This is a genomic window from Mycobacterium bourgelatii, assembly GCF_010723575.1.
Lineage (GTDB): Bacteria > Actinomycetota > Actinomycetes > Mycobacteriales > Mycobacteriaceae > Mycobacterium > Mycobacterium bourgelatii.
In genome coordinates, this window is the sequence record NZ_BLKZ01000001.1 from 3981974 (window position 1) to 4006292 (window position 24319).

Consider the following 24319-nt stretch of genomic DNA (forward strand, 5'->3'; position numbering starts at 1 on the left):
CCTACCTGACAAAGCGGCCGAAGGACCACACGTCTAGTGGCCGAAAGTCCCAACGTCTTCCAACGCGCCGGCCGAGGCATCGGCAATCTGAATCGGTTCGGCAACCTTCTCGAACAGCGTCTCCACGTCCTCGCGCTCGCAGGCAGCCGTCCCAGGCGTCATCAGCATGGCCGCGCCCGCCGCGATTCCCAGACGCACCGCTTCGACAAACGACCAGCCGCGACTCAGACCCACTGTAATGGCTGCGACCATCGCGTCGCCCGCCCCGACGCCGCTCCCCGGTGGCATGGGGACCGCCGCGAAGCGGTGACTCTCATCGCGGGTCACCAGCAGCGCCCCTTGATCAGCCAGGGACACCACCACGACCTCGGTGCGGCCCGTTTCGATCAGCTCATGTGCTGCGGCCAACAGCTCAGGCTCGGTAGCCAATTCGCGTCCGACGCATTCCCTCAGTTCGCGCGCACTCGCCTTGAGCAGAAAGACCCCAGAAGAAGTTTGCTGCAAGGCTTCGCGAGAGGTGTCCAAGATCAGCCGCGCACCCACCTGTCCGCAGATGTCGGCCACCCGCTGATAGATGTCGGCAGGCACCCCGGGAGGCAGGCTTCCGCTGGCCACGACGAATTCCGCTGACGATGCTGCCTTCCGAAGCCGGTCCAGGCATTCTGTCTGTTCCGCCACGGTCAGGTGAGGACCCGGTAGCACGAATCGATACTGTTCGCCGGTGCTGGTTTCGTTGACGGTGAAGCTCTCTCGCGTCGACCCAGCGATGGGAACCTCGTCGTAAGGCACCCCGGCCGCCCGCAGCATCCGGGTGATCAGACCGCCGGCCGGTTGGCCAACGGCGAAGACCGCCAACACCGGCGCACCGAGGACGTGGGCGATCCGCGCGACGTTGATGCCGCCGCCGCCCGGATCGTAGCGGGGGGATTCGCAGCGCAATTTCCGCGTCGGGCGCACGACGTCGACGTTCGAGGTGATGTCGAGCGCTGGATTCATGGTCAAGGTGACGATCCGCGCCCGGTCAGCCTGACCGGCGACTGACTGCTCCATGTGCTCGCTCCCGAAAGTTTGCGCGTGTGGACCTGTGGACCAGTTCATCCGATCAGCCAGCCGCGGGGCAACAATAGGGACCGAAGTCCCCGGACTAAGAGCCCGTGGTCCGCTAGGCCACGACGTTGGTCCTTCGAAGACGGGACTTTTGGCACGGCCCCTTGCGCGGCCACGTTGGTTAGCGTCATTGTCATGCGCATCGGGCTGCACAGCAGGCGCGATGACGATGAGAGGGGTAATGATGTCCGCAGACGATGACGGGGTCACCATCCTGTCCGAGCGCGAATGCTGGGATTTGCTCAAGTCCGTGCCCCTGGGACGGTTGATCACCAGCGTCAACGACCGGCCCGACGTCTTCCCGGTGAACTTCGTCGTTCAGCGCAAGAGCGTGTTGTTCCGTACCGCGCAGGGCGCCAAGTTGGTTTCCGCCGCGATGAACAAGAACGTCGTATTCGAAGCCGACGACCACAACGCCTCTGAGGCGTGGAGCGTGATCATCAGGGGCAGGGCCCGGTCGCTGCGGTCCGACGAGGAGATCGAAGACGCCGAAAGTGCCCACCTGCAGTCGTGGACGGACAGCGAGAAGCCGCACTATGTCCGCATCTTGCCCGATTTGGTCACCGGCCGCCGATTTCAGTTGGGCGCCTCCCAGCGGGGACAGTCGGTTCCCACCTAACCGGGTGACGCCACGGGCCGCGTGATTTCCTCCACGGCCATGCGGACCACTTCGGGCACCGCGGCCGCGACCTGATCCGTCAGTCCGGGCCCGTGGCCGGTGTCGACCGCGTCGACGGTGAACACCACCAGCGCATCGGGCGCTCGACCGAGCGCCTGAGCTAGTGCGTGCGCGCCGACGATATCGACAGCGTGCGAGCTCAAGCCACGGGAGGCGGCTATGTCGCCCAATGCGCAGCGACGTACGCGGCCCGCGGTTGCGGGCGTCGCGATCGCGGCGTCGATCACCAGGGCCAACCGCGCACCCGACCAGTGCTCGACCAAACTCATCGGATCCGTGATGTCGGTCAGCACGTGAACATCGGGCAGCACCAAGGTTTTTAGCGCGGCCTTTAACGCGGTAGCCGCGGCAACGCCAACGCCGTCGTCGCGCCGGTACCGATTGCCGAGACCGATCACAACGGTCGTCATCGCCCCTCAACCGTCACCGTCAAGAAGTGCGCCGCACACGAAATGCACGGGTCATAGTTGCGAATCGCGTGTTCACACAGCTTAGTCAGGTCGTCGTCGGAGAGATCGAGATTTCCGGAAACCACCCGCGCCAGATCGGCCTCGATCGCCGCCTGGTTCTGCGAGGTGGGCGGGACGATCGTCGCCGCGGAAACCAGCCCGTCCTGGTCGATGCGGTATCGGTGATACAGCAAGCCCCGGGGCGCCTCACTGACCCCGTGTCCCACCCCCGCGCGAGCGGGAACATCGACGAACGACCGTGCGGGTCGCTGGTATTCGGCGATGATCCGCAGTGCCTCTTCGATCGCATAGACGACTTCGACGGCCCGGACAATGATGCTGCGGAACGGATTTCGACAGCTCGATCCAAGCCCAGCACGAGCCGCAGCCTCCGCCGCAATCGGCGACAGCGCCGACGAATTCAACGTGAACCGCGCCAGCGGACCGGTTAGATATCGGTTGCCGTCCAGTGTTGCGTGCAGGGCGGTGGAGTGCGACACGTGCGACTCCACGACGTGGTCGGTGAAATCGGATACGGCAAACGGCGCGCCGGCACTGCGCGCGATCACACCGTTCTCGATCGGATAGCGGTCGCCCTGGCTCAGCGCCAGCATCTCGTGGTCGAATTCGAAATCGGGGAACTCGAAGCCGGCCACCCACTCGACGGTGGCCAGTGCATCGTCCAATGCCCGACGCAGTTGTTCGGCGATCTGGCGGAACTCCGAACGCGTTGGCACCGAATAGAATCCGCCCACCCGCACATTGATCGGGTGTATCGCACGCCCACCGACGAACTCCATCAGCTGGTTGCCCACCTTTTTCAGCGACAACCCGCGTTCGACCGCTTCCCGGTGGTCACCGGCCATGCCGATGATGTCGGGGTGGCCAAGGAAGTCGGGCGCGTGGAGCAGGTAGATGTGCAGGACATGACTGTGGATCCATTCGCCGCAGTACAGCAACCGCCGCAGCGCAACGATGTCCGCGTCGATCTCGACGCCGCAGGCGTCCTCGATCGCGTTGCACGCACTGATCTGATAGGCGACCGGGCAGATTCCGCAGATTCGCGCCGTCAGGTCGGGCGGCTCGGTATGGGCGCGTCCGCGCAGAAAAGCCTCGAAGAAGCGCGGCGGCTCATAGATGTTGAGCTCGACCCGTTCCAGCGTTCCGTCCTTCAGCGCGACATGCAGCGCCCCTTCACCTTCCACGCGCGTCAGCGTCTTGACGCTGAGCGTGCGGTTAGGCGGCGTCACTGCTGGCTCCGCTCGGCGGCGAAACTGGCGACGTTGAACGTGGAGAACACCCGATCGACCTCGGCGTCGGACATCCCGTCGCGCCGCAACAGTGGGATCAGCGTGGCGGTTCTCGGTGCGGCGGACGGGCCGAAGCATCCGAAGCAACCGCGATTATGCCTGGGGCACAACGCACCACAGCCGGCGTGGGTGACCGGACCAAGGCACGGGGTGCCGTCCGAGACGACCAGACACGTCACACCGCGCATCTTGCATTCGGTACATACGGTCTTGGCCGGCAGCTTTGGTTTGCGCCCGATCAGCAGGGCAGCGAGGGTATCAAGCAGCTGCCCGCGGTCAATCGGACAGCCATGTAACTGGTAGTCCACCTTGACGTGCGCCGCCGCCGGCGTGGACGTCGCCAGCGTGTCGATGTACTCCGGGTGGGCGTACACGACCGAGGTGAACTCCGCGACGTCGGCGAAGTTCCGCAGTGCCTGCACTCCGCCGGCCGTCGCGCACGCGCCAATGGTGACCAGCACCTTGGACTGTTCCCGGATCTCCCGGATGCGTTGTTCGTCATGCGCGGTGGTGACCGAGCCCTCGACCAGCGAGACGTCGTAGGGCCCGTCAACCACCGCGCTGGACGCCTCCGCGAAGTTGGCGATCTTGACTTGGCTTGCGATCGTGAGCAATTCGTCCTCGCAGTCGAGCAGCGTCAACTGGCAACCGTCGCAGGAGGCAAATTTCCACACTGCCAACGAGGGTGGGCTCATTCAAAGCTCCTTCACTTGCAGCAGCGGTCCGGCGACGTCGTAGGTGACGACCGGGCCGTCGCGGCATATCAGTAGCGGACCCAGCTGGCAGTGTCCGCACCACCCGACGCCGCACTGCATGTTGCGTTCCAGCGAGACCCGAATATCCCTTGGCGCCAGTCCTTTCGCCACCAACACCTCGGCGCCAGAGCGCAGCATCGGCTCCGGCCCGCACAGAAAAGCAGTGGTGCGATCGGGTTGCAATGTCAGTCGTTGCAGCGGCTCGGTGACCAAGCCGACCGCTCCGGTCCAGCCGCGGGTCGGGGCGTCGACGATCAGATGCACGTCGATCTGCGGATCGTCGACCCACTTCTCGATTTGCGCGGCAAACACGAAGTCCGACCGTGACCGGGCGCCGACGACCAGCGTCAGCTTGCCGTAGCGCGCTCGTTGCCCCAACGCACCCAGGATTGCCGGACGCAACGGGCACAACCCCACTCCCCCGGCGACCATCACCAGGTCCCGCCCGACGGCCTCGTCCAATCCCCAGGTGGTGCCGAACGGCCCACGCACGCCCACGATGTCGCCGGGTTGCGAATCGTGCAGGGCGCGGCTGACGGCTCCGACCGCGCGAATGGTGTGGGTGATCGAGCCGTCGGTCACGTGCGGATCGCCGCTGATCGAAATCGCCGCCTCGCCGACCCCGAACGCGTAGAGCATCATAAATTCGCCCGGCGCAGGCGGCCGCAACACCTCGCCCACCGGCTCGAGACACAACGTGGCCGAATCCGGGCTCTCGACCACCCGGGTGCGCACGCGATACGGAACCGGCGCCATGCTCACCGGCACGGCGACGGGGGACGCCTGCTCAGTCATCGTCGGCCGTCCCGGCCATCTTGTTCATCTCCTCGGTGATATCGATGCCCGTCGGGCACCAGGCGATGCATCGCCCGCAACCCACGCAGCCCGACATGCCGAACTGGTCGTGCCAGGTGCCCAATTTGTGGGTCAACCAGTGTCGATAACGCGATGCCCCCGAGCGCCGGACGCTGCCGCCGCCGTGGACGTAGGTGAAATCGAACTCGAAACACGACGCCCAATGCCGCCACCGCTCGGCGTGCTCGCCGGTGAGGTCGCTGACGTCCTCCGTGCTGGTACAGAAGCAGGTGGGACAGACCATCGTGCAATTGCCGCAGGTGAGGCACCGACTGGCCACCTCTTCCCACTGCGGGGACTCGCGGGCATCGATCAACAGGTTGCGCAGATCCGCCTGTGGCATCTGCCGACCCATGTGATGCGCGGCATCCTCGACATCGGCACGTGCACAGTCGATTTCCTCAGCACTGGCCGCCTGGTGCGGAATAGCGGCGAGCACCTCGGCACCTTCCGGAGTGCCGATCTCGACGAGGTAGCTCGGCGGCTGTGCCCCGCTGCCGTCGACGCGCTCCGTCAGCGCCAAGTCATAGCCGGGCCCAACCGCCGGCCCGGTACCCATCGACGCGCAGAAGCACAACCCGCCCGGCTCGGTGCAGTTGACCGCGACCACAAAGATCCGTCGTCGGCGACCGACAAACGCCTCATCTGGGTAGTCGCCGCGGCCGAGCACCCGGTCCAAAGTCGCGATCGCGGCCAGGTCGCAGCCGCGCACCCCGATAAATGCGCACGGCCGGTCGTCCTCGGTGTGGGGTTCGGTGCCGCCATCGCGGGTGCCGGCCCACAGCCGCTGCCGCGGCGGATGCAGAAACTGCTTCCACGACTGTGGTCCGGCCGAATGCCCGAACGCCGCGTCGTCGTCGCGGCGGCGCACCCGATACCGACCCGGGGCCACGTCAACGCCCCAGCCGTGCGGAAGATCGGCTGCCGACTCGAGTTCGGCGAGCACTATCGCGTTGTCGCGCATCGTCGGGCCGATGACCCGATAGCCCCTTTCCATCAGCAGGTCGACGAGGCGAGACAGCCCGGCGGTGTCCAACTTCAAAGGATCGGCCACGCGATATCCCCTCAGCGCCGTCATTGAGTACCTGCCAGGACCATCATTGACCTCTCGGCTGCGTGTAGCCAGGGCCATTCGACCCTCGGTTTGGGGGCCGCTGTACCTCGTGCGAACGGACCGGTGAGCGGAACACCTCTCCCCGTCGGCGAGCCGGCATGGCAAGGTGATGCTCGTGTCTACAACTTCCGCATGGCTCGCCGACGTCGAGCAGGACCTGCGTGAAATCAGCACTCCGGCAGGGTCTTTACGTTATTACGACTGCGGTTCCGGCCCAGTGCTGCTGTTCCTGCACGGTTCCGGCCCCGGGGTCACCGGGTGGCGCAACTTCCGCGGGATACTGCCCACCTTCGCCGAGCACTACCGCTGCCTGGTCCTGGAATTCCCCGGTTTCGGGGTCAGTGACGATTTCGGCGGCCACCCGATGGTCACCGCAAATCGGGCGGTGCTGCCCTTCCTCGACGCGCTCGGGGTGGACAAGGTGCACATCGTCGGCAACTCGATGGGCGGCGGCGTGGGCATCACTTTCGCCATCCACAACCCGGATCGGATCGGCCGGCTGGTGACCATCGGCGGAATAGGCACCAATCTCTTCAGCGCCAGCCCCAGTGAGGGCATCCGACTGCTGCAGGAGTTCACCGAGGACCCCTCCCGGCAACGGTTGGTCGACTGGCTCAAGTCGATGGTGTACGACCAGGCCCTGGTCACCGATGAGTTGGTGGAGGAACGCTGGCAGCTGGCCACCGACCCGGAGACGTTGGCCGCCGCCCGGCGGATGTACAGCAAGGCCGCATTCGCCGCGATGATGGCCGCCATGAACGCGTCGGATCGGCCGATGCCGTGGGCGCTGATGCACAAGGTGTCCGCGCCGGTGCTGCTGACGTGGGGCCGCGACGATCGGGTGAGTCCGCCCGACATGGCCCTCATCCCGATGCGCACCATTCCGGACGCGGAACTACACGTGTTCCCCAACTGCGGCCACTGGGCGATGATCGAGGCCAAGGCGGCGTTCGAAAGTACGGTCCTGGCGTTCCTGTCCCGCGGCTAACCCTCAGCGCTGAGTGGCTCCCGCGTCTACCGGCAGCGTGACCGCGGTGATGTAGCGCGCCTCGTCGGAAGCCAGGAACAACGCCGCATTGGCGACATCGACCGGGTCCACCCAGGGCACTCCGAGCATGTTCATGCGGCGCGCCGCCTCGGCGAATTCGTCGCGTGTGGGCGGGCGGTCCAGATCGGGACGAAACGCGCTGCTGACGGCTTCGTTCTGAATCATCGGGGTGTCGACGTTGGTGGGGTGGATACAGTTCACCCGGACGTTGTGCGGGGCCAACTCGTGGGCCAGCGCGCGCATGAATCCGACCAAACCGTGCTTGGCCGCGGTGTAGTGCGCGACGCCGACCAGCCCGCGCAGTCCGGCGATGGAGTTCGTCAGGACCACCGAGCCGGCACCTCGCTCGATCAGGTGCGGCGCCGCCGCACGGCAGGTGTGCCACACCCCGGTGAGATTGACGTCCAGCATTGTGCGCCAGGTGCTTTCGGCCAGCTCCAGCGTCGACCCACGTGAGGTGATCCCGGCCGTCGCGCACACCACGTCGAGTCCGCCGAACCGCTGAACGCCGCGATCGGCGGCCGCCTGCACTTCGTCGAGATCCCGGACGTCGACGATCTCGGTGTGGATTCGAGCGCCCGCCTCGCTGACCAGTCGGGCCGTTTCGTCCAGGTCGTCGGGTGTGGCGGGCGGGATGATCACCGTTTCGATCGGACCGCAGATGTCCAGTGCCACGATGTCGGCACCTTCCCGCCCGAAACGCACGGCCTGGGCGCGCCCGATCCCCCGTGCCGCGCCGGTGATGAGGGCGACTTTTCCTGCTAGCCGTCCGCCTGACTGCGCGCTCATGTCGTCTTCTGCGTCAGGCCGGCGTCAACGACGAGTTGCGTGCCGGTGATGTAACGGGCCAGATCGGAAGCCAGGAACAGCACGGCATTGGCCACGTCGGTGGGCTCGACCCACGGCACCGGAAGTAGGTTGCGCGCCATCAGCACCTCGGCGGCGTCGGCCGCCGTCGGGTTCTCCAGGTCGGGACGTAGCCGCCGGAATGTCTTCTCGTTGAGTACCATCGGCGTTGCCACCGCTCCGGGATGGATGGTGTTGACGCGGATACCGCTGGGGCCCAGCTCATTAGCCAGAGTGCGCGCCAGCCCGACGACGGCGTGCTTGCTGGCGGTGTAGTGGGCGGCGTTGGTGCTGCCGCGAATTCCGTTGGTGGAACTGATGATAATCACCGAGCCACCGTCCGGGCCGATGTGCGGCACACCCGCCTTGACGGTGCACCACACGCCGGTGAGGTTGATGTCCAGCGTGCGTTGCCACACCGTCGGGTCGAGTTCCCAGGCGGGTGCCCCGGGCGTGTGGATGCCGGCGTTGGCCAGGACGACGTCCAGGCGTCCCAGCTGTGCGACCGCGGCGTCGACGGCGGTGGTGACGGCTTGCAGGTCGGCGACATCGGCCAGGGCCATCACACAACGGCGTCCCCGGGCTTCGACATCGGCTGCGGTGCCGCGCAACTCGTCGGCGGCCACTTCGGCGTCCAGCGCGATGACGTCGGCGCCCTCGTCGGCGAAGCGCTGGCAGTGCACCCGGCCGGTGCCGCGGGACGCTCCGGTGACGAGCACGACCTTGTCACGCAACCCACTCAGCATGGCTTCTTGACGAATTCAAATCCCTTGTAACCGGCGTCGGCGATCTCGGCGCAGATTTCGTTGTAGGCCGCGAAGCCGCCGACGAACAACATGAAACCGCGCGGCTTGCCGGGCACATTGGCGCCCATGTACCAGGAATTGGCCTTGGTGAACAACGACGCGTCGGCGCGCCGGGCCAGTTCGACGCCCCAGCCGTCTACCGCGTCCCGAGTTGGTTCCATGGCGGCGTAGCCGTGGTCGTCGAGGTAGGCAATGGCGTCGGCGATCCAATTCACGTGCGCCTCAGCGTGTAACACCATGTTGGCCAGGACGGCCGGTGCTCCCGGGCCGGAAATGACGAACAGGTTGGGGAAGCCGTCGACGCCGAGGCCCAGGTAGGTGCGCGGTCCGTGCGCCCAGTTGTCGCGCAGCAACTCACCGCCGCGGCCGACGATGTCGATCTTGCCCAGCGCTCCGGTCAGCGCATCGAAACCCGTTGCGAACACGATCATGTCAAGGTCGTAATGCTGTTCAGTCGTGTTGATGCCGGTGGCGTCGATCGATCCGATCGGGGTGGCGCGCACGCTGATCAGTGACACGTTCGGCTTGTTGAAGGTCTCAAAGTAGTTGCTGTCGGTGCAGATTCGCTTGGTCCCGATCGGATGGTCGTTCGGGATGAGCAAGTCGGCCAGGGCCGGATCCTTGACCACGGCGCGGATCTTCTCTTCGTAGAACGCGCGTGCCTCGTCGTTGGCCGCCAGGTCGGTCAGTTGATCGGGGAACGTCTTGGAGTACAACACACCGCCGAGTTGCCAACGCTTCTCGAACGCCGCCCGACGCTCCTCCGGGCTGTATTCCATGGTCGACTTCGGCGCGGTGATATGCGGCGAACCGCCACCGCTGCGCCACGAGAGCCGACGCCGCTCGGCATAGCCGGCCTTGATCTCGGCGAGTTCCTCCGCCGTGAGCTTCCGATTGCCGGCCGGGACACTGAAATTGGGTGTGCGCTGAAAGACGTAGAGCTGCGCGGCTTTCTCGGCGATGATCGGAATCGATTGGATGCCAGACGATCCGGTGCCGATCACCGCGATCCGCTTGCCGGCGAAATCGACAGGCTCATGCGGCCAGTGCGCGGTGTGGTAGACCTCGCCCGCAAAGGTGTCCAGGCCGGGGATCTTCGGGGTCAGCGCGTCGGACAGCGGGCCGGTGGCCATGAGGCAGAACCGCGCGGTGAAGACCTGTCCGTCCTCGGCGGTCAGTGTCCACTGCAGCGTGGTCTCGTCGAGGACCGCCGAAGCGACGCGGGTGTTGAAGACGATGTCGCGGCGCAGGTCGAGCTTGTCGGTGACCCAGTTGAGGTAGCTCAGAATCTCGGCCTGGGTGGCGTACTTCTCGGTCCAGTTCCACTCCTGCTGCAGCTCGTCGGAGAACGAGTAGCAGTAGTCCACGCTCTCGACGTCACAGCGCGCGCCGGGATACCGGTTGTAATACCAGGTGCCACCGACTTCGGGCGCGGCCTCCAACACTTTCACCGACAGGCCCTGTTCGCGCAGCTTGTGTAACGCGTACAGACCGGCGAATCCGGCGCCGACCACGACAGCGTCCAGAGTCTTCCCACCGTTCACCCCACTCACCGTAGAACCTTCGGCGAAATTCGGACTCATTTGGTCCGCTGAACGGGATCGCCGGTGAGTCCGAATACGGACTGCGGTAAACCAGAGATGAGCCCAAGACACGTAAGGACGGCAGCATGAGCGAGCGGGTACTCGATCGGGTGATGGCCATAGCGGACCAGTTGCGCGAGCAAGCTGCCGAGGCCGAGCGGATCGGTCGACTCACCGACGACACGGTCAAGATGATGAAATCCGCCGGCTTGATCCGGCTGCTGCAGACCAAGCAGTACCAAGGATTCGAGGTCCACCCGCGTGAGTTCGCCGAGACCACGATGGCCACCGCGGCGCTGGATCCGGCCGCCGGCTGGATCGTCGGGGTGGTGGGTGTGCACCCCTACCAGTTGGCGTATGCCGACCCCAGGGTGGCCGCCGAGATCTGGTCCGACGACGTCGACACCTGGATGGCGTCCCCGTACGCGCCGCAGGGGGTGGCCCGGCCGGTCGACGGGGGTTACATCTTCAACGGGCGCTGGCAGTTCAGCTCCGGCACCGACCATTGCGACTGGATCATCCTGGGCGCGATGCTCGCCGACACCGAGGGCGTGCCGTTGATGCCGCCGCAGATGCTGCACATGATCCTGCCCCGCAAGGACTACGAGATCGTCGAGGACTCGTGGAACGTGGTGGGGCTGCGGGGCACCGGCTCCAAGGACGTCATCGTCAAGGACGCGTTCGTTCCGGCCTACCGGACGATGGATGCGACGAAGGTGATGGACGGCACCGCCCAGCGCGAGGCCGGCATGACCGAGCCGCTGTACCTGATGCCGTGGTCGACGATGTTCCCGCTCGGCATCTCCGCGGCCACCATCGGCATCGCCGAGGGCGCGTTGGCCGCGCACCTGGATTACCAGCGCGAGCGCGTCAACGCCACCGGCACCGCGGTCAAGGATGACCCGTACGTCATGTACGCGATCGGGGAAGCCGCCGCCGACATCAACGCCGCACGCCAGGAACTGCTGGCCAACGCCGACCGCATCTACGACATCGTCGCCGCCGGCAAGGAGGTTTCCTTCGCCGACCGGGCGGCCGGGCGCCGCACCCAGATCCGCGCGGTGTGGCGCGCGGTGTCGGCCGTCGACGAGATCTTCGCGCGGTCGGGCGGCAACGCTGCGCGAATGGACAAACCGCTCCAGCGGTACTGGCGCGATGTGCACGTCGGGCAGCTGCACGCCATTCACATGCCGGGCACCACCTACCACGCCTCGGCGCTGAGTTCGTTCGGCGTCGAGCCCCCGATGGGTCCGCTGCGGGCATTGATTTAGGAGTTGACCGTGAGTGATCTGAAAAGCCTTGGCTACATCACCGTTTCGACGGCCGACATCGAGCGCTGGCGGCATTTCGCGTTCCGCGTCTTAGGTTTCGCCGAAGGCAAGGGACCCGACCCCTCCGCCCTGTACTTGCGGATGGACGAGCGTGCGGCCCGCATCATCGTCGTGCCCGGCGAGGTCGACCGCGTCGTGACAGTCGGTTGGGAGGTCCGCGACCGCGCCGCCCTGCAACGGGTCAAGACGAGCTTGGACGCCGCCGGTGTCGCCTTCAAGGAACTGTCCCTGCAAGAGGCCGACGCCCGTCGCGTCGAAGAAGTGATCACCTTCGAAGATCCGGCCGGCACCACACTGGAGGTGTTTCACGGCGCGGTGTTGGACCACAGCCCCGTGGTCACGCCGTTCGGCGCGAAGTTCGTGACGGGCGATCAGGGCCTGGGTCATGTCGTCGTGCCCGCCCAGGATCCCAATGGCTTGTTCGACTTCTATACCGAGGTGCTGGGTTTCCGGTCCCGCGGCGCGTTCCGGATACCGCTGCCCGCGGAGTTCGGCCCGATCCGGGTCCGGTTCCTCGGGATCAACCCACGCCATCACAGCCTGGCGATCTGCCCCGCCGTTCAGCAGCGCGACCCGGGATTGGTGCACGTCATGGTCGAGGTCGACACCCTGGACGCCGTCGGGCAGGCGCTGGACCGCGTCAACGCCGAAGGCTTCACGGTGGCATCCACGCTGGGCCGCCACACCAACGACAAGATGGTGTCCTTCTACGTGCGCGCGCCCGGCGACTGGGACATCGAGTTCGGCACCGACGGCATGCGGGTTGACGAAAACTACTACACGGCAGAGGAAATCACCGCCGACAGCTACTGGGGCCATCAGTGGATCCCGGAACCACCGGCCGCAATGCGGATGTGAGGGGGTGCCGGCGGGGCTGACTACGGCGCAGCGTGACGCCTCATGCGTCACAGAATTCCGGGGATGTGCCGAGCTGCCCGGCTTGCAGCGACAAACTGCGGCATCGCGGCGCGTCGCGGGCCTACCCACGCAAGTTGTCGCTTAAAGCCGGGCACGAAGCCACCCCCGAACAAACCCCAAATTTCTCGTTACCCAAGTGACAGAAGGGATTTAGCCAAACAATGATCGACCTGGATGTCACGCCCATCCCAGCGAGCACCATCACCGCCTGGGACCACGAGGCCGACGTCGTCATCGCGGGCTACGGGATCGCCGGCGCCGCGGCCGCGGTCGAGGCGGCCCGGCACGACGCCGACGTCCTGGTGCTGGAACGCACCGGCTCGTGGGGCGGGGCCGCGGCGATGGCCGGCGGGTTCATCTACCTCGGCGGTGGCACCGCACTGCAAAAGGCTTGTGGTTTCGACGATTCCGTCGACAACATGGCGGCATTCCTCAACGTCGCGATGGGACCCGGCGCCGACAAGGACCGGATCGCCGACTACTGCGCGGGCAGCGTCGCCCACTTCGACTGGCTGGTCGAATGCGGCGTGCCGTTCAAGGCCGAGTTCTTCTCCGAACCCGGCTGGGAGCCGATGGGTGACCAGGGCCTGATGTACAGCGGAGGCGAAAACTCCTACCCGTTCAACACAATTGCCACCCCGGCCCCACGGGGTCACGTCCCGCAGATGTCGAACAAGAAGCAAGGCGAAGCCAGCGCCGGCTACATGCTGATGAAGCCCCTCGTCGACACCGCCACGGCGGCCGGCGTGCGGGCGCTCTACGACGTGCGGGTGCAATGCCTGATCGTCGAATCCGACGGCCGGGTGGCCGGGATCCGCGCGCGGCAGTACGGCAAGGACATGACGATCCGGGCGCGCAACGGAGTCGTCCTCGCCACCGGCAGCTTCGCCTACAACGACGGGATGGTCGCCCAGTACGCGCCACGGATCGCCGGACGCCCGGCAGCATCGGTCGAGCAGCACGACGGGCAGGCGATCCGGATGGCGCAGGCGCTCGGCGCCGACCTGGCCCATATGGACGCCACCGAAGTCGCCATCTTCATCGACCCGCAACAGCTCGTACGCGGCATCCTGGTCAATGGCCGCGGTCAGCGCTACGTTCCCGAGGACACTTACCCCGGCCGGATCGGGCAACTCACGCTCTACCACCAGGACAACACCGCGTACCTGATCATCGACCACGAGGCCAACGAGGAAGCGATGGCATCCTGGTCGCCGAAGTTCATGCTGCGGCAGCCCACCTGGGTGGCCGACACAGTTGCCGACCTGGAACGTGACATGGGTCTGGCACCGGGCTCATTGCAGGCGACCGTGGCCGCTTACAACGACGGCGCCGCCCGCGGCGAGGACCCGCTGCTGCACAAGAAGCCGGAGTGGTTGAAGCCGATCGGATCGCCGGTTGGCGCAATCGATTTGCGGGAGAGCACCGGCGGGTTCACGTTGGGCGGCCTGCGCACCTCACTGGACGCGGAAGTGCTGCACGTCAACGGTCAGCCGATCCCGGGATTGTTCGCCGCGGGACGGTCGGCCGCCGGACTGGCAGCGTGGGGTTACGCCAGCGGGATCTCGCTTGGCGACGGCAGTTTCTACGGGCGCCGCGCGGGCCGTTCGGCCGCCAAGGCCTGACCCCCGAACACGCAGAGCACCCCGAGACCCCGAGGTTTCAGGGTGCCCTTCCGTCTGTCCTGTGAAATCGGTGACAACGGACCATGCCGTGTGATATTCCTATTAGGAATATACCGATCAGACATAACCGTTGGGAGCGCCGATGGCCGCCGAACCCACCACGCCCAGTGCCGTCATCGACCGAATCTCGCTGGTCCTGGACGCGTTCGACGGTCCCGGGCGGCTGACGCTGGCTCAGATCGTGCGCCGCACCGGCCTACCGCGCTCATCGGCACACCGGATGCTGGAGCGCCTGGTACAGCTGCGTTGGCTGCGACGCAGCGGCCGCGACTACGAGCTCGGCATGCGTCTGGTCGAGCTGGGGTCGCTGGCCGTGCACCAGGACCGGTTGGTACGGGCAGCCAAGCCGCTGCTCGGTGAACTGCATCGCGCCACCGGTCTGGTCGTCCATCTCGCCGTGCTGGATCGATCCGACGTCGTCTACCTGGACAAGATCGGTGACCGCACGGTCGCCGCCATTCCCACCCGAGTCGGTGGTCGGGCGCCGGCGCAGTGCGCCGCCGTCGGCAAGGCGATGTTGGCCTACCGCGACGACGACGAACCGATCGACCTGTCGACCCGCAGAACCAAGTACTCCGTCGCCAGTGCGAGCCAGCTGACCGCCGAACTGGCCAAGGTCCGCACCCACGGCTACGCGTTCGACCGCGAGGAATCGCTGCTTGGATTCGGTTGTGTTGCAGCGCCCATCGGCGCCCCTGGTGAAGCGGTCGCGGCCGTATCGGTCTGTGGTCCCATGAGCCGCATGATGTTCGATCAGCGACTGGTCGCGCCGGTGCGCATGGCCGCGATGGGTATTTGGCGCAACATGGAAAACGGCCAGGTTGCGCCGACGCTGCAGCCGGTGCGGCCCCTGCTTCGATACGCGTGACTCTCGATCCACAGATCGCCGAGTTCATCGCAGAACTCGACGCCGGCTTCCCGCCGGTGCACACCATGACCGGTGCGCAAGCCAGGGCGATGATCCGCGACCGGTTCGTGCCGCCAGCCGCGCCCGAACCCGTGCGTGAGGTCCGCGACGCGGTGGTCGTCGGTCCCGACGGCGACGTGCCGGTGCGCGTCTACCGGCCCGACGGTGACGACCTGCCGGTCCTGGTCTACGCGCACGGCGGCGGCTTTGTGTTCTGCGACCTGGACAGCCACGACGGCCTATGCCGCAGTCTCGCCAATCATGTTCCCGCCGTGGTTGTTTCGGTGGCGTACCGATTGGCCCCGGAACACCGCTGGCCAGCGGCGGCCGACGACGTCTACGCGGTGGTCCAGGCAGCCGCGGCCGGGACGTTCGGCGGTGACGTCAGCCGCGTCGCCGTCGGCGGTGACAGCGCTGGCGGCAACCTGGCCACCGTGTCCGCATTGATGGCCCGGGACCGGCGCGGGCCGGCGCTCGCGGCACAACTGCTCATCTATCCGGTGATCGCGGCGGACTTCGATACCGAGTCCTACCGACTGTTCGGAAAAGGCTTCTACAACCCGAAGCCGGCCATGCAGTGGTACTGGGACCAGTACGTTCCAGCCGACGCCGACCGCACCCACCCCTATGCCGCACCGCTACACGCCGACCTGCGCCGGTTGCCGCCCGCCGTCTTGGTGGTCGCCGGGCATGATCCGTTGCGCGACGAAGCACTCGCCTACGCGGCCGCGCTTCAGGCCGCCGGGGTACCCGTGACGCTGCTTGAATTCGGCGGCGGTATACATGGCTTCATGAGCATGCCAATACTTGACATCGCGCAGACCGCGCGGCGGCGGGTTGGTACTGCGCTCAAAGCAGCTCTGGGGTCGGTCGATGGCTGACGGTCAAGTCTTCGTGATCGATCGAGTGGTGACCGCCCCCGGCTGCGCGCGCCGGTTCGTCGACTCCTATCTGGCCGAGTACGCGCCCGGTGCGCGGGAGCGCGGCATGACACTGCGCGACGTGCTGGTGAGCCCGCCGATCTGGTTCGACGACAACGTCAACACCGTCACGATCACCTGGACGCTGCCCAGCGTGCGGGCGTGGTGGGAGATGACCTGGCAGGGTCGGTCCGACCCCAGCCTGGCGGAATGGTGGTCGCGGATTAGCGACATAGTGGTAGAGCGGACCCGGTCGTTCGCCGCGGACGCCCATGATGTCGACGATTTGTGCGATGTATAGCGATGTATAGCGTCACCAGGTTGCTCGACGTTAGCGAGTCCGAACGCGGCCGGGTCCTCGACGAGCTGCGTGCCGTCGCGACCGGTTCACCGTATTCGATCGTGCAACCGACGATGCCCGGTTCCCGCAACGGCGGCGACGTCCTGGCCCATCTGCGTTTCGCCGCCGAACACGAATGGCGCGCGATGGAAGGCGATTTCAGCGCAGTTGTCAAAGACGCCGCGGTGACACGCATCAATGGCGCCAACTACACGGGCACGCCGGTCCGGACCGACACCACCAGCGGTACGGTGTACCGCACCCTGTTGCTGCGGGTGTCGCCCGACACCGCCGCCGACACCATCGCCCGCTTCGAGGACGAACTGCGGTCGATAGCCCGATACGTGGACACGATCACCGCTTGGCAGTTGAGTCGTGTCGAGGAGCCGGTGGGGACGACCCCGTGGACTCACGTCTTCGAGCAGGGGTTCACCGACGTCGACGGTCTGGTGGGTCAGTACCTGATGCATCCGATCCACTGGGCGATGGTGGACCGCTGGTTCGACCCGGAATGTCCCGACGTGATCGTGCAGGGTCGGGTGTGCCACAGCTTCTGCGTGCTGCCCGACACCGCGAACTGGGATAACTTGCCGTTGGATCGGTAGGCGAAATTCGTTGTGGAGAACCCGCTTTAGCGAGTGCACCACCAGATCCCAACCGAAGGCTTTAAACACTGCTGATTCCTCTGCATCAAAGGAATTTCCCAACATAGTGTTGCGAGCCCTCTGGACACAGGTGTGAGCCGGACTGGTATGTAAGCGTTAGGGCGCCGGTTCACCTCGGCCACAGTGGCCCGCTGTTTAAGGTTGGCGGTGATCACGAGGAAGTCCAAAAGGCATTCTAGTGCAAAAGTTCTCGTTCACCGGCAACCCAGAACGAGGGATTCGACACCTACGACCGGATCACCATCGACTCGATCCGCAACCTTTGCCAGCGTCACTTTCCCTTGCAGAACTCCGCAAGGCAACGTATCCGGAGATCCTTGAGAGCGACGTGCACGTGCCAATCAGCTGGACTTCGTCCGAGGTGTGGCAACCGCTCTGACACCCTGGGCCTTCATCGAAGTCGCGATGTAAAACGTTTCGCACTCTGGTCGACAACAAGACGGAGGTCAGCATCGACACCGGCTTGAGGACCGCTGAGAAGAAGTTGTACACGCTCATGGACGCCGCGACTGCAGTGCCGAGATGACGGAGATGCGGTTCCAACTCGGTTGGATCAATGAGGCAGTGAGATCTCCCGTGCCGCAGGAGATGTGGCGAACGATCGTAAAGGAGATCGGCCTTCCGGAAACGAGGCCGATACTCGATGACGCCGGCTACCTCGCCGAAGAGGACCTCACGACCCCAGCGCGTTTGACGACGAAGACGGTGATCTGTAGACATTGGCCAGATGGCCCTGCGGAGTCGCAGTCCAACGGATGGCTTTGCGGTGCATTTGATCGGCCCAGCGCGACAAGATCCCCAATGTACTGACCGCACCCAATTACACTTCGATGGCCATCCATAGAGGAAGGAGCGCCGAGGAATGCACAAGATTATCGCAAGTCACAAAGGTGAGTTGATCGGTCTGAACTTGGAGAAGCCAGCAGAATTCAGACCCGTGCAATTGGTCGACGCGAATGAAAGCTACATCACGGTCAGGACCGAGAACGGGCCACTAGTGCATTACTCCATGCGCTACGTGATCTCCGTGTCTGAGGGCCAGTTTTCGCTCTACGCGGGAGTGATGAAGAAGAATAAGCGAGCAACATTACTAGTGCAGGTGTACCAGTTTGTCGTATACAGCGGGGGCGGGTCTGTAGGCGTCGGGATTGCGTTCTAGTCCTTGCTGGAATCGAGGTGGTGAGGATGACGAGCCTGAGGACCTGAGGTGAGCCCGTCCTAGTGGTCCAGTCGTTGTGGGACTCTGTTGCCCGAGTGTTCGGGCAGGAAGAATCGATGACGACATGGCATAGAACAAGCGCCGACGGCACACGCTGGACCCGATCATCCGCAAGCTCGCCGAGGGCAACAAGCTCCTTGGGACCGGGCAGCAACTCAGCGAAGTGGATCGTCACCTAGAGATCACCGAGTCGGTCTGGCATCGCTGGGTCGCCCAGTACGGGGGATGAAGCCCAGCGACGCCAAGCGCCTCAAGTAACTTGAGGCCCGACGAGGTCACTAATTCTTCGGAAGTGTTTCTGAAATAAACTGAAGGGTATGCGCGTACTACAGGGGTGTAGGCGGTTCAGGTAGTGGCTGGCTGCCTTCCGGCCGCATCTCTTCCATCGCATCGAGCAGAACTCGAACGAAGTCCTAATTCTTCTCCTCCACTGCTGATGGCCGAATCTTGAAGATGCTCAACGTGATCGATGAGCTCACCCAATGTCGAACTGAAAGCCCTTCGCCCAGATCGCATTCGGGCGGATCGGGCACATCGCCCCGACTGGTGCACCGATGCCGGTCAAGCGTTTCTTCCTGCGCCGCTGCGGAAAACCCGCAGGCCCTCCTCGCGCCACAGGCGGCGAATGCGCTTGCTGTTGACCGTCCAGCCAATTGCATATCAGGGACCATCAACTCTGGTGTTCCCGGCGCTAGTACTCACCGACGGTTGGCCGCATTGGACGAAATGCACCGCTGAACTGCATCTGTACAGGGATTGGGTTTCGAACTAACCTCCGTCTAATGAAGCTCAGGACGGCTATTTTGGCACCCGTCGTAGTGTTGCTCGTGGCGATCGGCGGTGTGGTCGCACCCGGCGCAGGGGCCACCAATTTTGAATCCCAACCCCTTAGACCGGCGGGGCAGTTACCTCTGATACCTCTGAGTCCGGTTAGTCAACAAAATGCCATACGCGTCGCGAAGGAATATCTCGACCTATCGGGTTACTCGCGTTCCGGACTCATCAATCAGTTGATATACGAGGGTTTTTCCCTCGAAGACGCAACCTATGCCGTCGACAACATCACCGTAGATTGGAATGTGCAAGCCGCACGGACGGCGAAGGAATACCTCGACATGTCGGGCTACTCGCATAGCGGACTTGTCAACCAGCTCATGTATGAGGGGTACACGCCGGCGCAGGCAGAGTACGGAGTGACAGCAGCTGGGCTCTAGTCCCAGTACCAGGCTTTTAGCGATTGTTCGGAAGGGTTCCAACCTGCGCTTCTGCTTGGAACGACCACGGGTCAATACCCACCATCCCGAAAAGTCTCCGGGCCCAACGCAATGAGGGGATCAGGCATCGCACTCAATCGGTTAGACCCCAGCGGGGCGAATGTTCGGATTCGCCGACTCCGGCGGTGCCAGTGGCGGCAGCACCGACTTGCCGTCCAGCGAATGCACGGCCAGCCCCTGCGACCAGGGATAGTGCAGGCTGAACGCCACCAACCCGGTGCGTTCGGCGGCGGGTAGATGACACATCGCCAACACGGTCTCAGCCAGATACTCCACTGGCTCGGTCGGAAAGGAATCCGGAATCAGTTGCGCCGCACCGGGAGTCCGGATCGCACTGGTCGGAGCGACGCAGTTCACCGCGATGTTAGCGTCAACAAGTTCAGCCGCCACGCCCTGAGTGAAGCGGTGCAGCGCGGCCTTGCACGACGCGTAGATGACGTCGCCGGCGATCTTGTTGTAGTCCCGGTAGGGGCGCACCGGCGCCACCCCGGTGACCGATCCGATGTTGACGATCCAGCCCGCTCCTTGCCTACGCATGACCGGTACCGCGGCCTTGGTCAGGACGAACGGCGTCCGCAGATAGTGCTCGACGGTCCGGTCGAACGTCTGCAATGACATGTCCTCGACCAGCGAATAGTCGGCGAATCCCGCGTTGTTGACCAGGATGTCGAGGCGGCCGGTACGGTCGAGCACTTCGTCGACAAGGCCGTCGCGCTGCGCTGGATCCTCCAGGTCCGCCGCCACCCCGATCGCCCGGCCACCCGCAGCCTCGATCAACGCAACCGTCTCACCGATCGTGCCGGGTAAGGATGCCGAAACACCCGCCCGCACGGACGACGACGGCTCGAAAGACCGCGCCGTCACCACCACCGTGGCTCCCTCTGCGGCAAGTCGCTGCGCAATCGCCCGACCAATCCCCCGGCTGCTACCAGTCACCAAAGCCGTTCTGCCGCAGAGCAAACCCGTCATCGCAACTCGAAGTGCTCTTCGATGGGCGCTCGATGTTCGTGCCAGAGATCGACCAGTCGGTACGGTGTCGCCACCACGACGCGGCCCGAGCCCGAGCGGTAGTAGGTGTGCGCGTTGGGAGTGTGGCACCACACCGTGTTGGCCATGGCCTGGTCAATGCCGGCCACGTACTCGTCGTAGGCCCCACGGGTGACTTCCATTGTGCTGGCGCCGCGCAGCGCCATCAGTTGCAGACACTCAATGATGTAGTGCGCCATCACTTCCATCGAGAAGTTGGCGCCCGCACCGTGTCCAGGACTGTAGTTGGGCGCGGAGTTGATGAACAGATTCGGGAATCCCGGAACGGTCCCGCCGCGGTAGGCCGCGGGGCTGTCGCCCCACTCGTCGACCAGCTTGCGCCCGTCCCGACCGCGAATGTCGATGGTGGACAGGAAGTCCAGGTGATAGCCCGTGGCGTAGATGATGACGTCGAGGTCAATCTGCCGACCATCCTGCGTGACAATGCCTTTCGGGTTCACCTCGCGCGGCTCACTGGCTTCGACGTCGACGTGGTCGCGTGTCAGTGCCGCATAGTAGCCGCCGGGATCGCGGATGATCCGCTTTCCATACGGCGCGAAGTCGGGCGTGACCTTCTTCGCCAATTCCGTTCCAGCACCGAATGTTCGGTCGATGTAATCCAGGCACATCTGCAACAACACATCGTTGGCCGGCGAGATCGACAGATGGGTTTCGGCCCACTCCGGATCCCGCAGGATGACGGGGTAGTTGTTGTCCGCCGTGCCCCAGAACGACTTGACCCGATTCCACTTCGCGTAGTACGGCAGGTGTCGGCCGAGATAGCGACGGTACTCGGGAACATCGTCGGTCAACCGTTTGCGCGGTGCCACCCAATGCGGTTGGCGCTGAAACACCGTCAGGTGCTCGACCTCGTCGACGCAGGCGTCCACGATCTGCACCGCGGTGCAACCGGCGCCGATCACCGCAACGCGGCGCCCCGTCAGGTCCAGGGACGGATCCCACTGCGCGGAGTGAATGCTGATGCCCGCGAACGTGTCCCGGCCCGGCAGGTCTGGCCACCGCGGCCGGTTAAGATATCCCGTGGCGGTGATGACCACTCGCGCATGGCTGATCGAACGGTTGCCGTCGCGGTCCACCGCGTGGATCTGCCACTGCGTGCGGTCGTCGTCCCACCACAGCGCCTCGACCTCGGTCCCGAATCGGGTGTGCTCCCGCAGCTTGTACTTGTCGGCAAGGCGGACCAGGTAAGCCTGATACTCCGCACCCTGCGGGTAGTAGCTCGTCCAGTCCGGATTCACCTCACGCGACAGCGAGTAGTACGCCGACGGGGTGTCGACGCCGATGCCCGGGTAAGTCGTGGTGAGCCAGGTACCGCCGACCTCTTCGTTGCGGTCGAATATTTCGTAGGCGACCCCGGCGTCGGCGAGGGCCAGTGCGGCGATGATCCCGGCGATCCCCGCCCCGATGATGGCCACCGTCGTCGTCTCGGGAATCGGCACCGACCGGGGCAGCGTCGGCTGGGACAGCTGGAATCCGCCCTGCTCAAGCAGCAGCGGCACGAACTCGTCGTCGACCTCGGACCCGAGCGCCAGCGGCAGCAACCGCCGGAACAATTCGGGGTCATCGGCGGGCAGAGCGTCTGGGGCCCGGTCGCCCGGCGGCTCGTCAGAAAGGGCCGCGACCACGGCGTCCACCAGCGCTTCGGCAGTGGCCGGGTCGGTGACACCGGCGCGTTCGGGCGGGTCTGGGATGTGGGAGATCTTGGGCCCGAAGGTGTCGATAACCGACGGATCACCGGTGAGCTGCGCCAACACGGCGACCAGGACGCCAGGGTCCGCCTGACGCAGGTTCTCCCGCAGTTCGTCGGGATCGAACGAGGCCATGCTGCCAGTATCGGAGCCGCGGGGCGGCCAGGCGACCGCCCTTTCCTCTGAGCGGGACACGATGCCTATGGTCGAGTGATGCACGACGTAATCGCCCAGGCGCGCAGTCAATCGCTCGGCGACATCCCCCGACGCTCGGCACACCGGCAGCCGGACAAGACCGCGATCATCGACGGCAACGTCGTCCTGAGCTTCGCCGAATTCGAGCACCTGGTGGGCCGTGCCGCGGCTGCGTTGCACGACAAGGGTTTTGCGCCCGGCGACCGCCTCGCATTGTTGGCGCGCAACTGCTGGCAGTACGCGGTCCTGGCGTTCGCCACCGCACGGGCCGGGGTGATCTTGGTTCCGGTCAACTTCATGCTCACCGCCGAAGAGGTCGGATTCATCCTCGGACACAGCAAGGTCAGCGGATTCATCGTCCAGGACGAGTTCCTGACGACCGCCGAGGAAGCCATCCGGTCAGCCGGCCAGAGATGCGCCGTCAGGACGACAGCCACGCTCACCGACGACTTTGCCGACTGGTTGACCACCGCTACCGTCACGCCGCACCACCACATCCAGGACGACCAAGTCGTCCGACTGATGTACACCAGCGGCACCGAATCCCACCCCAAAGCGGTCATGCACAGCAGTCGCAGCCTGATCGGGAACTACATCAGCACGATCATCGCCGGTGAGAAGTCGGCGGACGACGTCGAAATCCATTCGCTGCCGCTCTACCACTGTGCCCAGCTGGACAACTTCTTGATTCCGGATATCTATCTCGGCGCCACCAGCATCATCCTGCCGCGCCCGGAGCCGGAAACCGTGCTGCGCACCGTCGAGCGGTACCAGGTCACCAATTACTTTGCGCCGCCGACGGTTTGGATCAGCCTGTTGCGGTCCCCGTTGTTCGACGACGTGGACCTGTCCACCCTGCGCAAAGGCTATTACGGGGCGTCGGCGATGCCGACCGAGATTCTCGGTGAGATGCGCCAGCGACTGCCGGAACTGCGGCTGTGGAACTTCTACGGCCAGACCGAGATGGCGCCGCTGGCCTCCGCGCTCGGACCAGACGAGCAGGACGCCCACCCCGGTGCCGCCGGGCGGCCGGTGATCAACGTCGAGACCACGATCCTCGACGACACCGACATACCCGTCGCGCCCGGCGTGATCGGGGAAATCGCGCACCGCAGTCCGCACCTGATGCTGGGTTATCTCGACGACGAGGAAAAGACCGCGCAGGCATTCCGCAACGGCTGGTTCCACTCCGGCGACCTCGGCTACTACGACGAACACGGCCTGCTGCACGTCGTCGACCGCAAGAAGGACATGATCAAGACCGGCGGTGAGAACGTCGCCAGCCGGGAGGTCGAGGAGGTGCTGTACCGACACAGCGGGGTGCAGGAAGTCGCGGTGTTCGGCGTGCCCGACCCGGTCTGGGTGGAAGCGGTGGTGGCCGCGGTGGTGCCGCGCGCCGGAATCGACCTCACCGAAGACGACCTCATCTCGCACTGTCGGGAACACCTGGCTGGGTTCAAGACCCCCAAGCAGGTGTTTCTGGTCGAATCCCTGCCGAAGAACCCCAGCGGCAAACTCCTCAAGCGGGAGCTGCGGGAGCGGTTCACCCGCGCGTCGACGGGCCGGTAAAACCGACTC

At 65.1% G+C, this 24319-nt stretch carries 22 protein-coding genes and 2 pseudogenes; 12 read left to right on the plus strand and 12 right to left on the minus strand.

The genetic code is table 11. The features are described from left to right. Positions 1 to 33 precede the first annotated feature (33 nt). Entirely contained in the window at positions 34 to 1050 is a 1017-nt protein-coding gene (locus tag G6N68_RS17235; protein ID WP_205351364.1) for a 1-phosphofructokinase family hexose kinase, read from the minus strand. Between the two features lie 241 nt (positions 1051 to 1291). Here G6N68_RS17235 and G6N68_RS17240 point away from each other — a divergent pair, with 241 nt between their 5' ends. Further along, positions 1292 to 1726: a pyridoxamine 5'-phosphate oxidase family protein gene (locus tag G6N68_RS17240; RefSeq protein ID WP_163714678.1), complete on the plus strand. Its 435-nt coding sequence runs from the start codon at positions 1292 to 1294 to the stop codon at positions 1724 to 1726. Here G6N68_RS17240 and G6N68_RS17245 read toward each other — a convergent pair. Genes G6N68_RS17245 through G6N68_RS17265 form a run of 5 tightly spaced genes read right to left on the minus strand, consistent with a single transcriptional unit; the run spans position 1723 to position 6233 of the window. Next, a complete protein-coding gene (locus G6N68_RS17245) occupies positions 1723 to 2196 on the minus strand; it encodes a hydrogenase maturation protease (protein ID WP_163714680.1) in 474 nt (157 codons plus the stop codon). The two genes, G6N68_RS17240 and G6N68_RS17245, sit on opposite strands and share 4 nt — an antisense overlap. Then, positions 2193 to 3485 carry a Ni/Fe hydrogenase subunit alpha gene (locus G6N68_RS17250; RefSeq protein WP_163714683.1) on the minus strand — a complete coding sequence of 431 codons (1293 nt, stop codon included), beginning with the start codon at positions 3483 to 3485 and terminating at the stop codon, positions 2193 to 2195. Before G6N68_RS17250 ends, G6N68_RS17245 begins: the two co-directional genes overlap by 4 nt. Then, positions 3482 to 4240 carry an NADH-quinone oxidoreductase subunit B family protein gene (locus G6N68_RS17255; RefSeq protein ID WP_163714685.1) on the minus strand — a complete coding sequence of 253 codons (759 nt, stop codon included), beginning with the start codon at positions 4238 to 4240 and terminating at the stop codon, positions 3482 to 3484. Before G6N68_RS17255 ends, G6N68_RS17250 begins: the two co-directional genes overlap by 4 nt. Then, positions 4241 to 5095 carry an FAD/NAD(P)-binding protein gene (locus G6N68_RS17260; protein ID WP_163714687.1) on the minus strand — a complete coding sequence of 285 codons (855 nt, stop codon included), beginning with the start codon at positions 5093 to 5095 and terminating at the stop codon, positions 4241 to 4243. Continuing rightward, positions 5088 to 6233 (minus strand): 4Fe-4S dicluster domain-containing protein, encoded by a 1146-nt coding sequence (locus tag G6N68_RS17265; RefSeq protein ID WP_163714690.1) that lies wholly within the window; start codon positions 6231 to 6233, stop codon positions 5088 to 5090. Before G6N68_RS17265 ends, G6N68_RS17260 begins: the two co-directional genes overlap by 8 nt. 151 nt (positions 6234 to 6384) lie before the next feature. Between G6N68_RS17265 and G6N68_RS17270 the strand changes: the two genes are divergently transcribed. Beyond that, positions 6385 to 7257 (plus strand): alpha/beta fold hydrolase, encoded by an 873-nt coding sequence (locus G6N68_RS17270; RefSeq protein WP_240355514.1) that lies wholly within the window; start codon positions 6385 to 6387, stop codon positions 7255 to 7257. A 3-nt stretch (positions 7258 to 7260) separates the two neighbouring features. Here the strand turns inward: G6N68_RS17270 and G6N68_RS17275 are convergent, their stop codons facing one another. From G6N68_RS17275 to G6N68_RS17285, 3 genes are read right to left on the minus strand one after another with little or no spacing between them, the layout of a single operon-like run. Further along, the gene (locus tag G6N68_RS17275) at positions 7261 to 8106 is read right to left on the minus strand and encodes a mycofactocin-coupled SDR family oxidoreductase (RefSeq protein WP_163714696.1); all 846 of its coding nucleotides are present in this window, start codon (positions 8104 to 8106) and stop codon (positions 7261 to 7263) included. Beyond that, a complete protein-coding gene (locus G6N68_RS17280; RefSeq protein WP_163718738.1) occupies positions 8103 to 8906 on the minus strand; it encodes a mycofactocin-coupled SDR family oxidoreductase in 804 nt (267 codons plus the stop codon). The genes G6N68_RS17275 and G6N68_RS17280 overlap by 4 nt, the downstream gene beginning before the upstream one ends. Beyond that, on the minus strand, positions 8903 to 10552 hold the full coding sequence (locus G6N68_RS17285) for a flavin-containing monooxygenase (protein ID WP_205351365.1): 1650 nt from the start codon (positions 10550 to 10552) through the stop codon (positions 8903 to 8905). Before G6N68_RS17285 ends, G6N68_RS17280 begins: the two co-directional genes overlap by 4 nt. 86 nt (positions 10553 to 10638) lie before the next feature. On the opposite strand from G6N68_RS17285, the gene G6N68_RS17290 reads away from it, so the two are divergent. The 8 genes and pseudogenes from G6N68_RS17290 to G6N68_RS17325 form a co-directional block, all read left to right on the plus strand. After that, complete coding sequence (locus tag G6N68_RS17290) at positions 10639 to 11823, plus strand: acyl-CoA dehydrogenase family protein (protein WP_163714700.1); 1185 nt, start codon at positions 10639 to 10641, stop codon at positions 11821 to 11823. Between the two features lie 9 nt (positions 11824 to 11832). Continuing rightward, on the plus strand, positions 11833 to 12741 hold the full coding sequence (gene bphC / locus G6N68_RS17295; protein ID WP_163714702.1) for a biphenyl-2,3-diol 1,2-dioxygenase: 909 nt from the start codon (positions 11833 to 11835) through the stop codon (positions 12739 to 12741). 221 nt (positions 12742 to 12962) lie between these two features. Continuing rightward, positions 12963 to 14426, plus strand: a complete 1464-nt coding sequence (locus tag G6N68_RS17300; protein WP_163714705.1) for an FAD-dependent oxidoreductase — start codon at positions 12963 to 12965, stop codon at positions 14424 to 14426. A 142-nt stretch (positions 14427 to 14568) separates the two neighbouring features. Further along, on the plus strand, positions 14569 to 15354 hold the full coding sequence (locus tag G6N68_RS17305) for an IclR family transcriptional regulator (protein ID WP_163714708.1): 786 nt from the start codon (positions 14569 to 14571) through the stop codon (positions 15352 to 15354). Next, the gene (gene lipP1, locus G6N68_RS17310) at positions 15351 to 16274 is read left to right on the plus strand and encodes a LipP1 family hormone-sensitive lipase (protein WP_163714711.1); all 924 of its coding nucleotides are present in this window, start codon (positions 15351 to 15353) and stop codon (positions 16272 to 16274) included. The genes G6N68_RS17305 and lipP1 overlap by 4 nt, the downstream gene beginning before the upstream one ends. After that, positions 16267 to 16614, plus strand: coding sequence for a hypothetical protein (locus G6N68_RS17315; protein ID WP_163714714.1), 348 nt, complete (start codon positions 16267 to 16269; stop codon positions 16612 to 16614). The genes lipP1 and G6N68_RS17315 overlap by 8 nt, the downstream gene beginning before the upstream one ends. Positions 16615 to 16616: 2 nt before the next feature. Then, positions 16617 to 17258, plus strand: a complete 642-nt coding sequence (locus tag G6N68_RS17320; protein WP_163714716.1) for a Dabb family protein — start codon at positions 16617 to 16619, stop codon at positions 17256 to 17258. Between the two features lie 1373 nt (positions 17259 to 18631). After that, positions 18632 to 18792 (plus strand): annotated as a pseudogene (locus tag G6N68_RS17325) (IS3-like element ISMyma8 family transposase); the annotation flags it as partial. A 229-nt stretch (positions 18793 to 19021) separates the two neighbouring features. On the opposite strand, the pseudogene G6N68_RS17330 reads toward G6N68_RS17325, so the two are convergent. Beyond that, positions 19022 to 19188 (minus strand): annotated as a pseudogene (locus G6N68_RS17330) (IS3-like element ISMyma8 family transposase); the annotation flags it as partial. 131 nt (positions 19189 to 19319) lie between these two features. On the opposite strand from G6N68_RS17330, the gene G6N68_RS17335 reads away from it, so the two are divergent. Continuing rightward, positions 19320 to 19751 carry an Ltp family lipoprotein gene (locus G6N68_RS17335; protein ID WP_163714719.1) on the plus strand — a complete coding sequence of 144 codons (432 nt, stop codon included), beginning with the start codon at positions 19320 to 19322 and terminating at the stop codon, positions 19749 to 19751. A 141-nt stretch (positions 19752 to 19892) separates the two neighbouring features. Here the strand turns inward: G6N68_RS17335 and G6N68_RS17340 are convergent, their stop codons facing one another. Further along, positions 19893 to 20780, minus strand: coding sequence for an SDR family NAD(P)-dependent oxidoreductase (locus G6N68_RS17340; RefSeq protein WP_163714722.1), 888 nt, complete (start codon positions 20778 to 20780; stop codon positions 19893 to 19895). After that, positions 20777 to 22681, minus strand: coding sequence for a flavin-containing monooxygenase (locus G6N68_RS17345; RefSeq protein WP_163714726.1), 1905 nt, complete (start codon positions 22679 to 22681; stop codon positions 20777 to 20779). The genes G6N68_RS17340 and G6N68_RS17345 overlap by 4 nt, the downstream gene beginning before the upstream one ends. Positions 22682 to 22759: 78 nt before the next feature. On the opposite strand from G6N68_RS17345, the gene G6N68_RS17350 reads away from it, so the two are divergent. After that, positions 22760 to 24310, plus strand: a complete 1551-nt coding sequence (locus G6N68_RS17350; RefSeq protein WP_163714729.1) for an acyl-CoA synthetase — start codon at positions 22760 to 22762, stop codon at positions 24308 to 24310. Positions 24311 to 24319 lie beyond the last annotated feature (9 nt).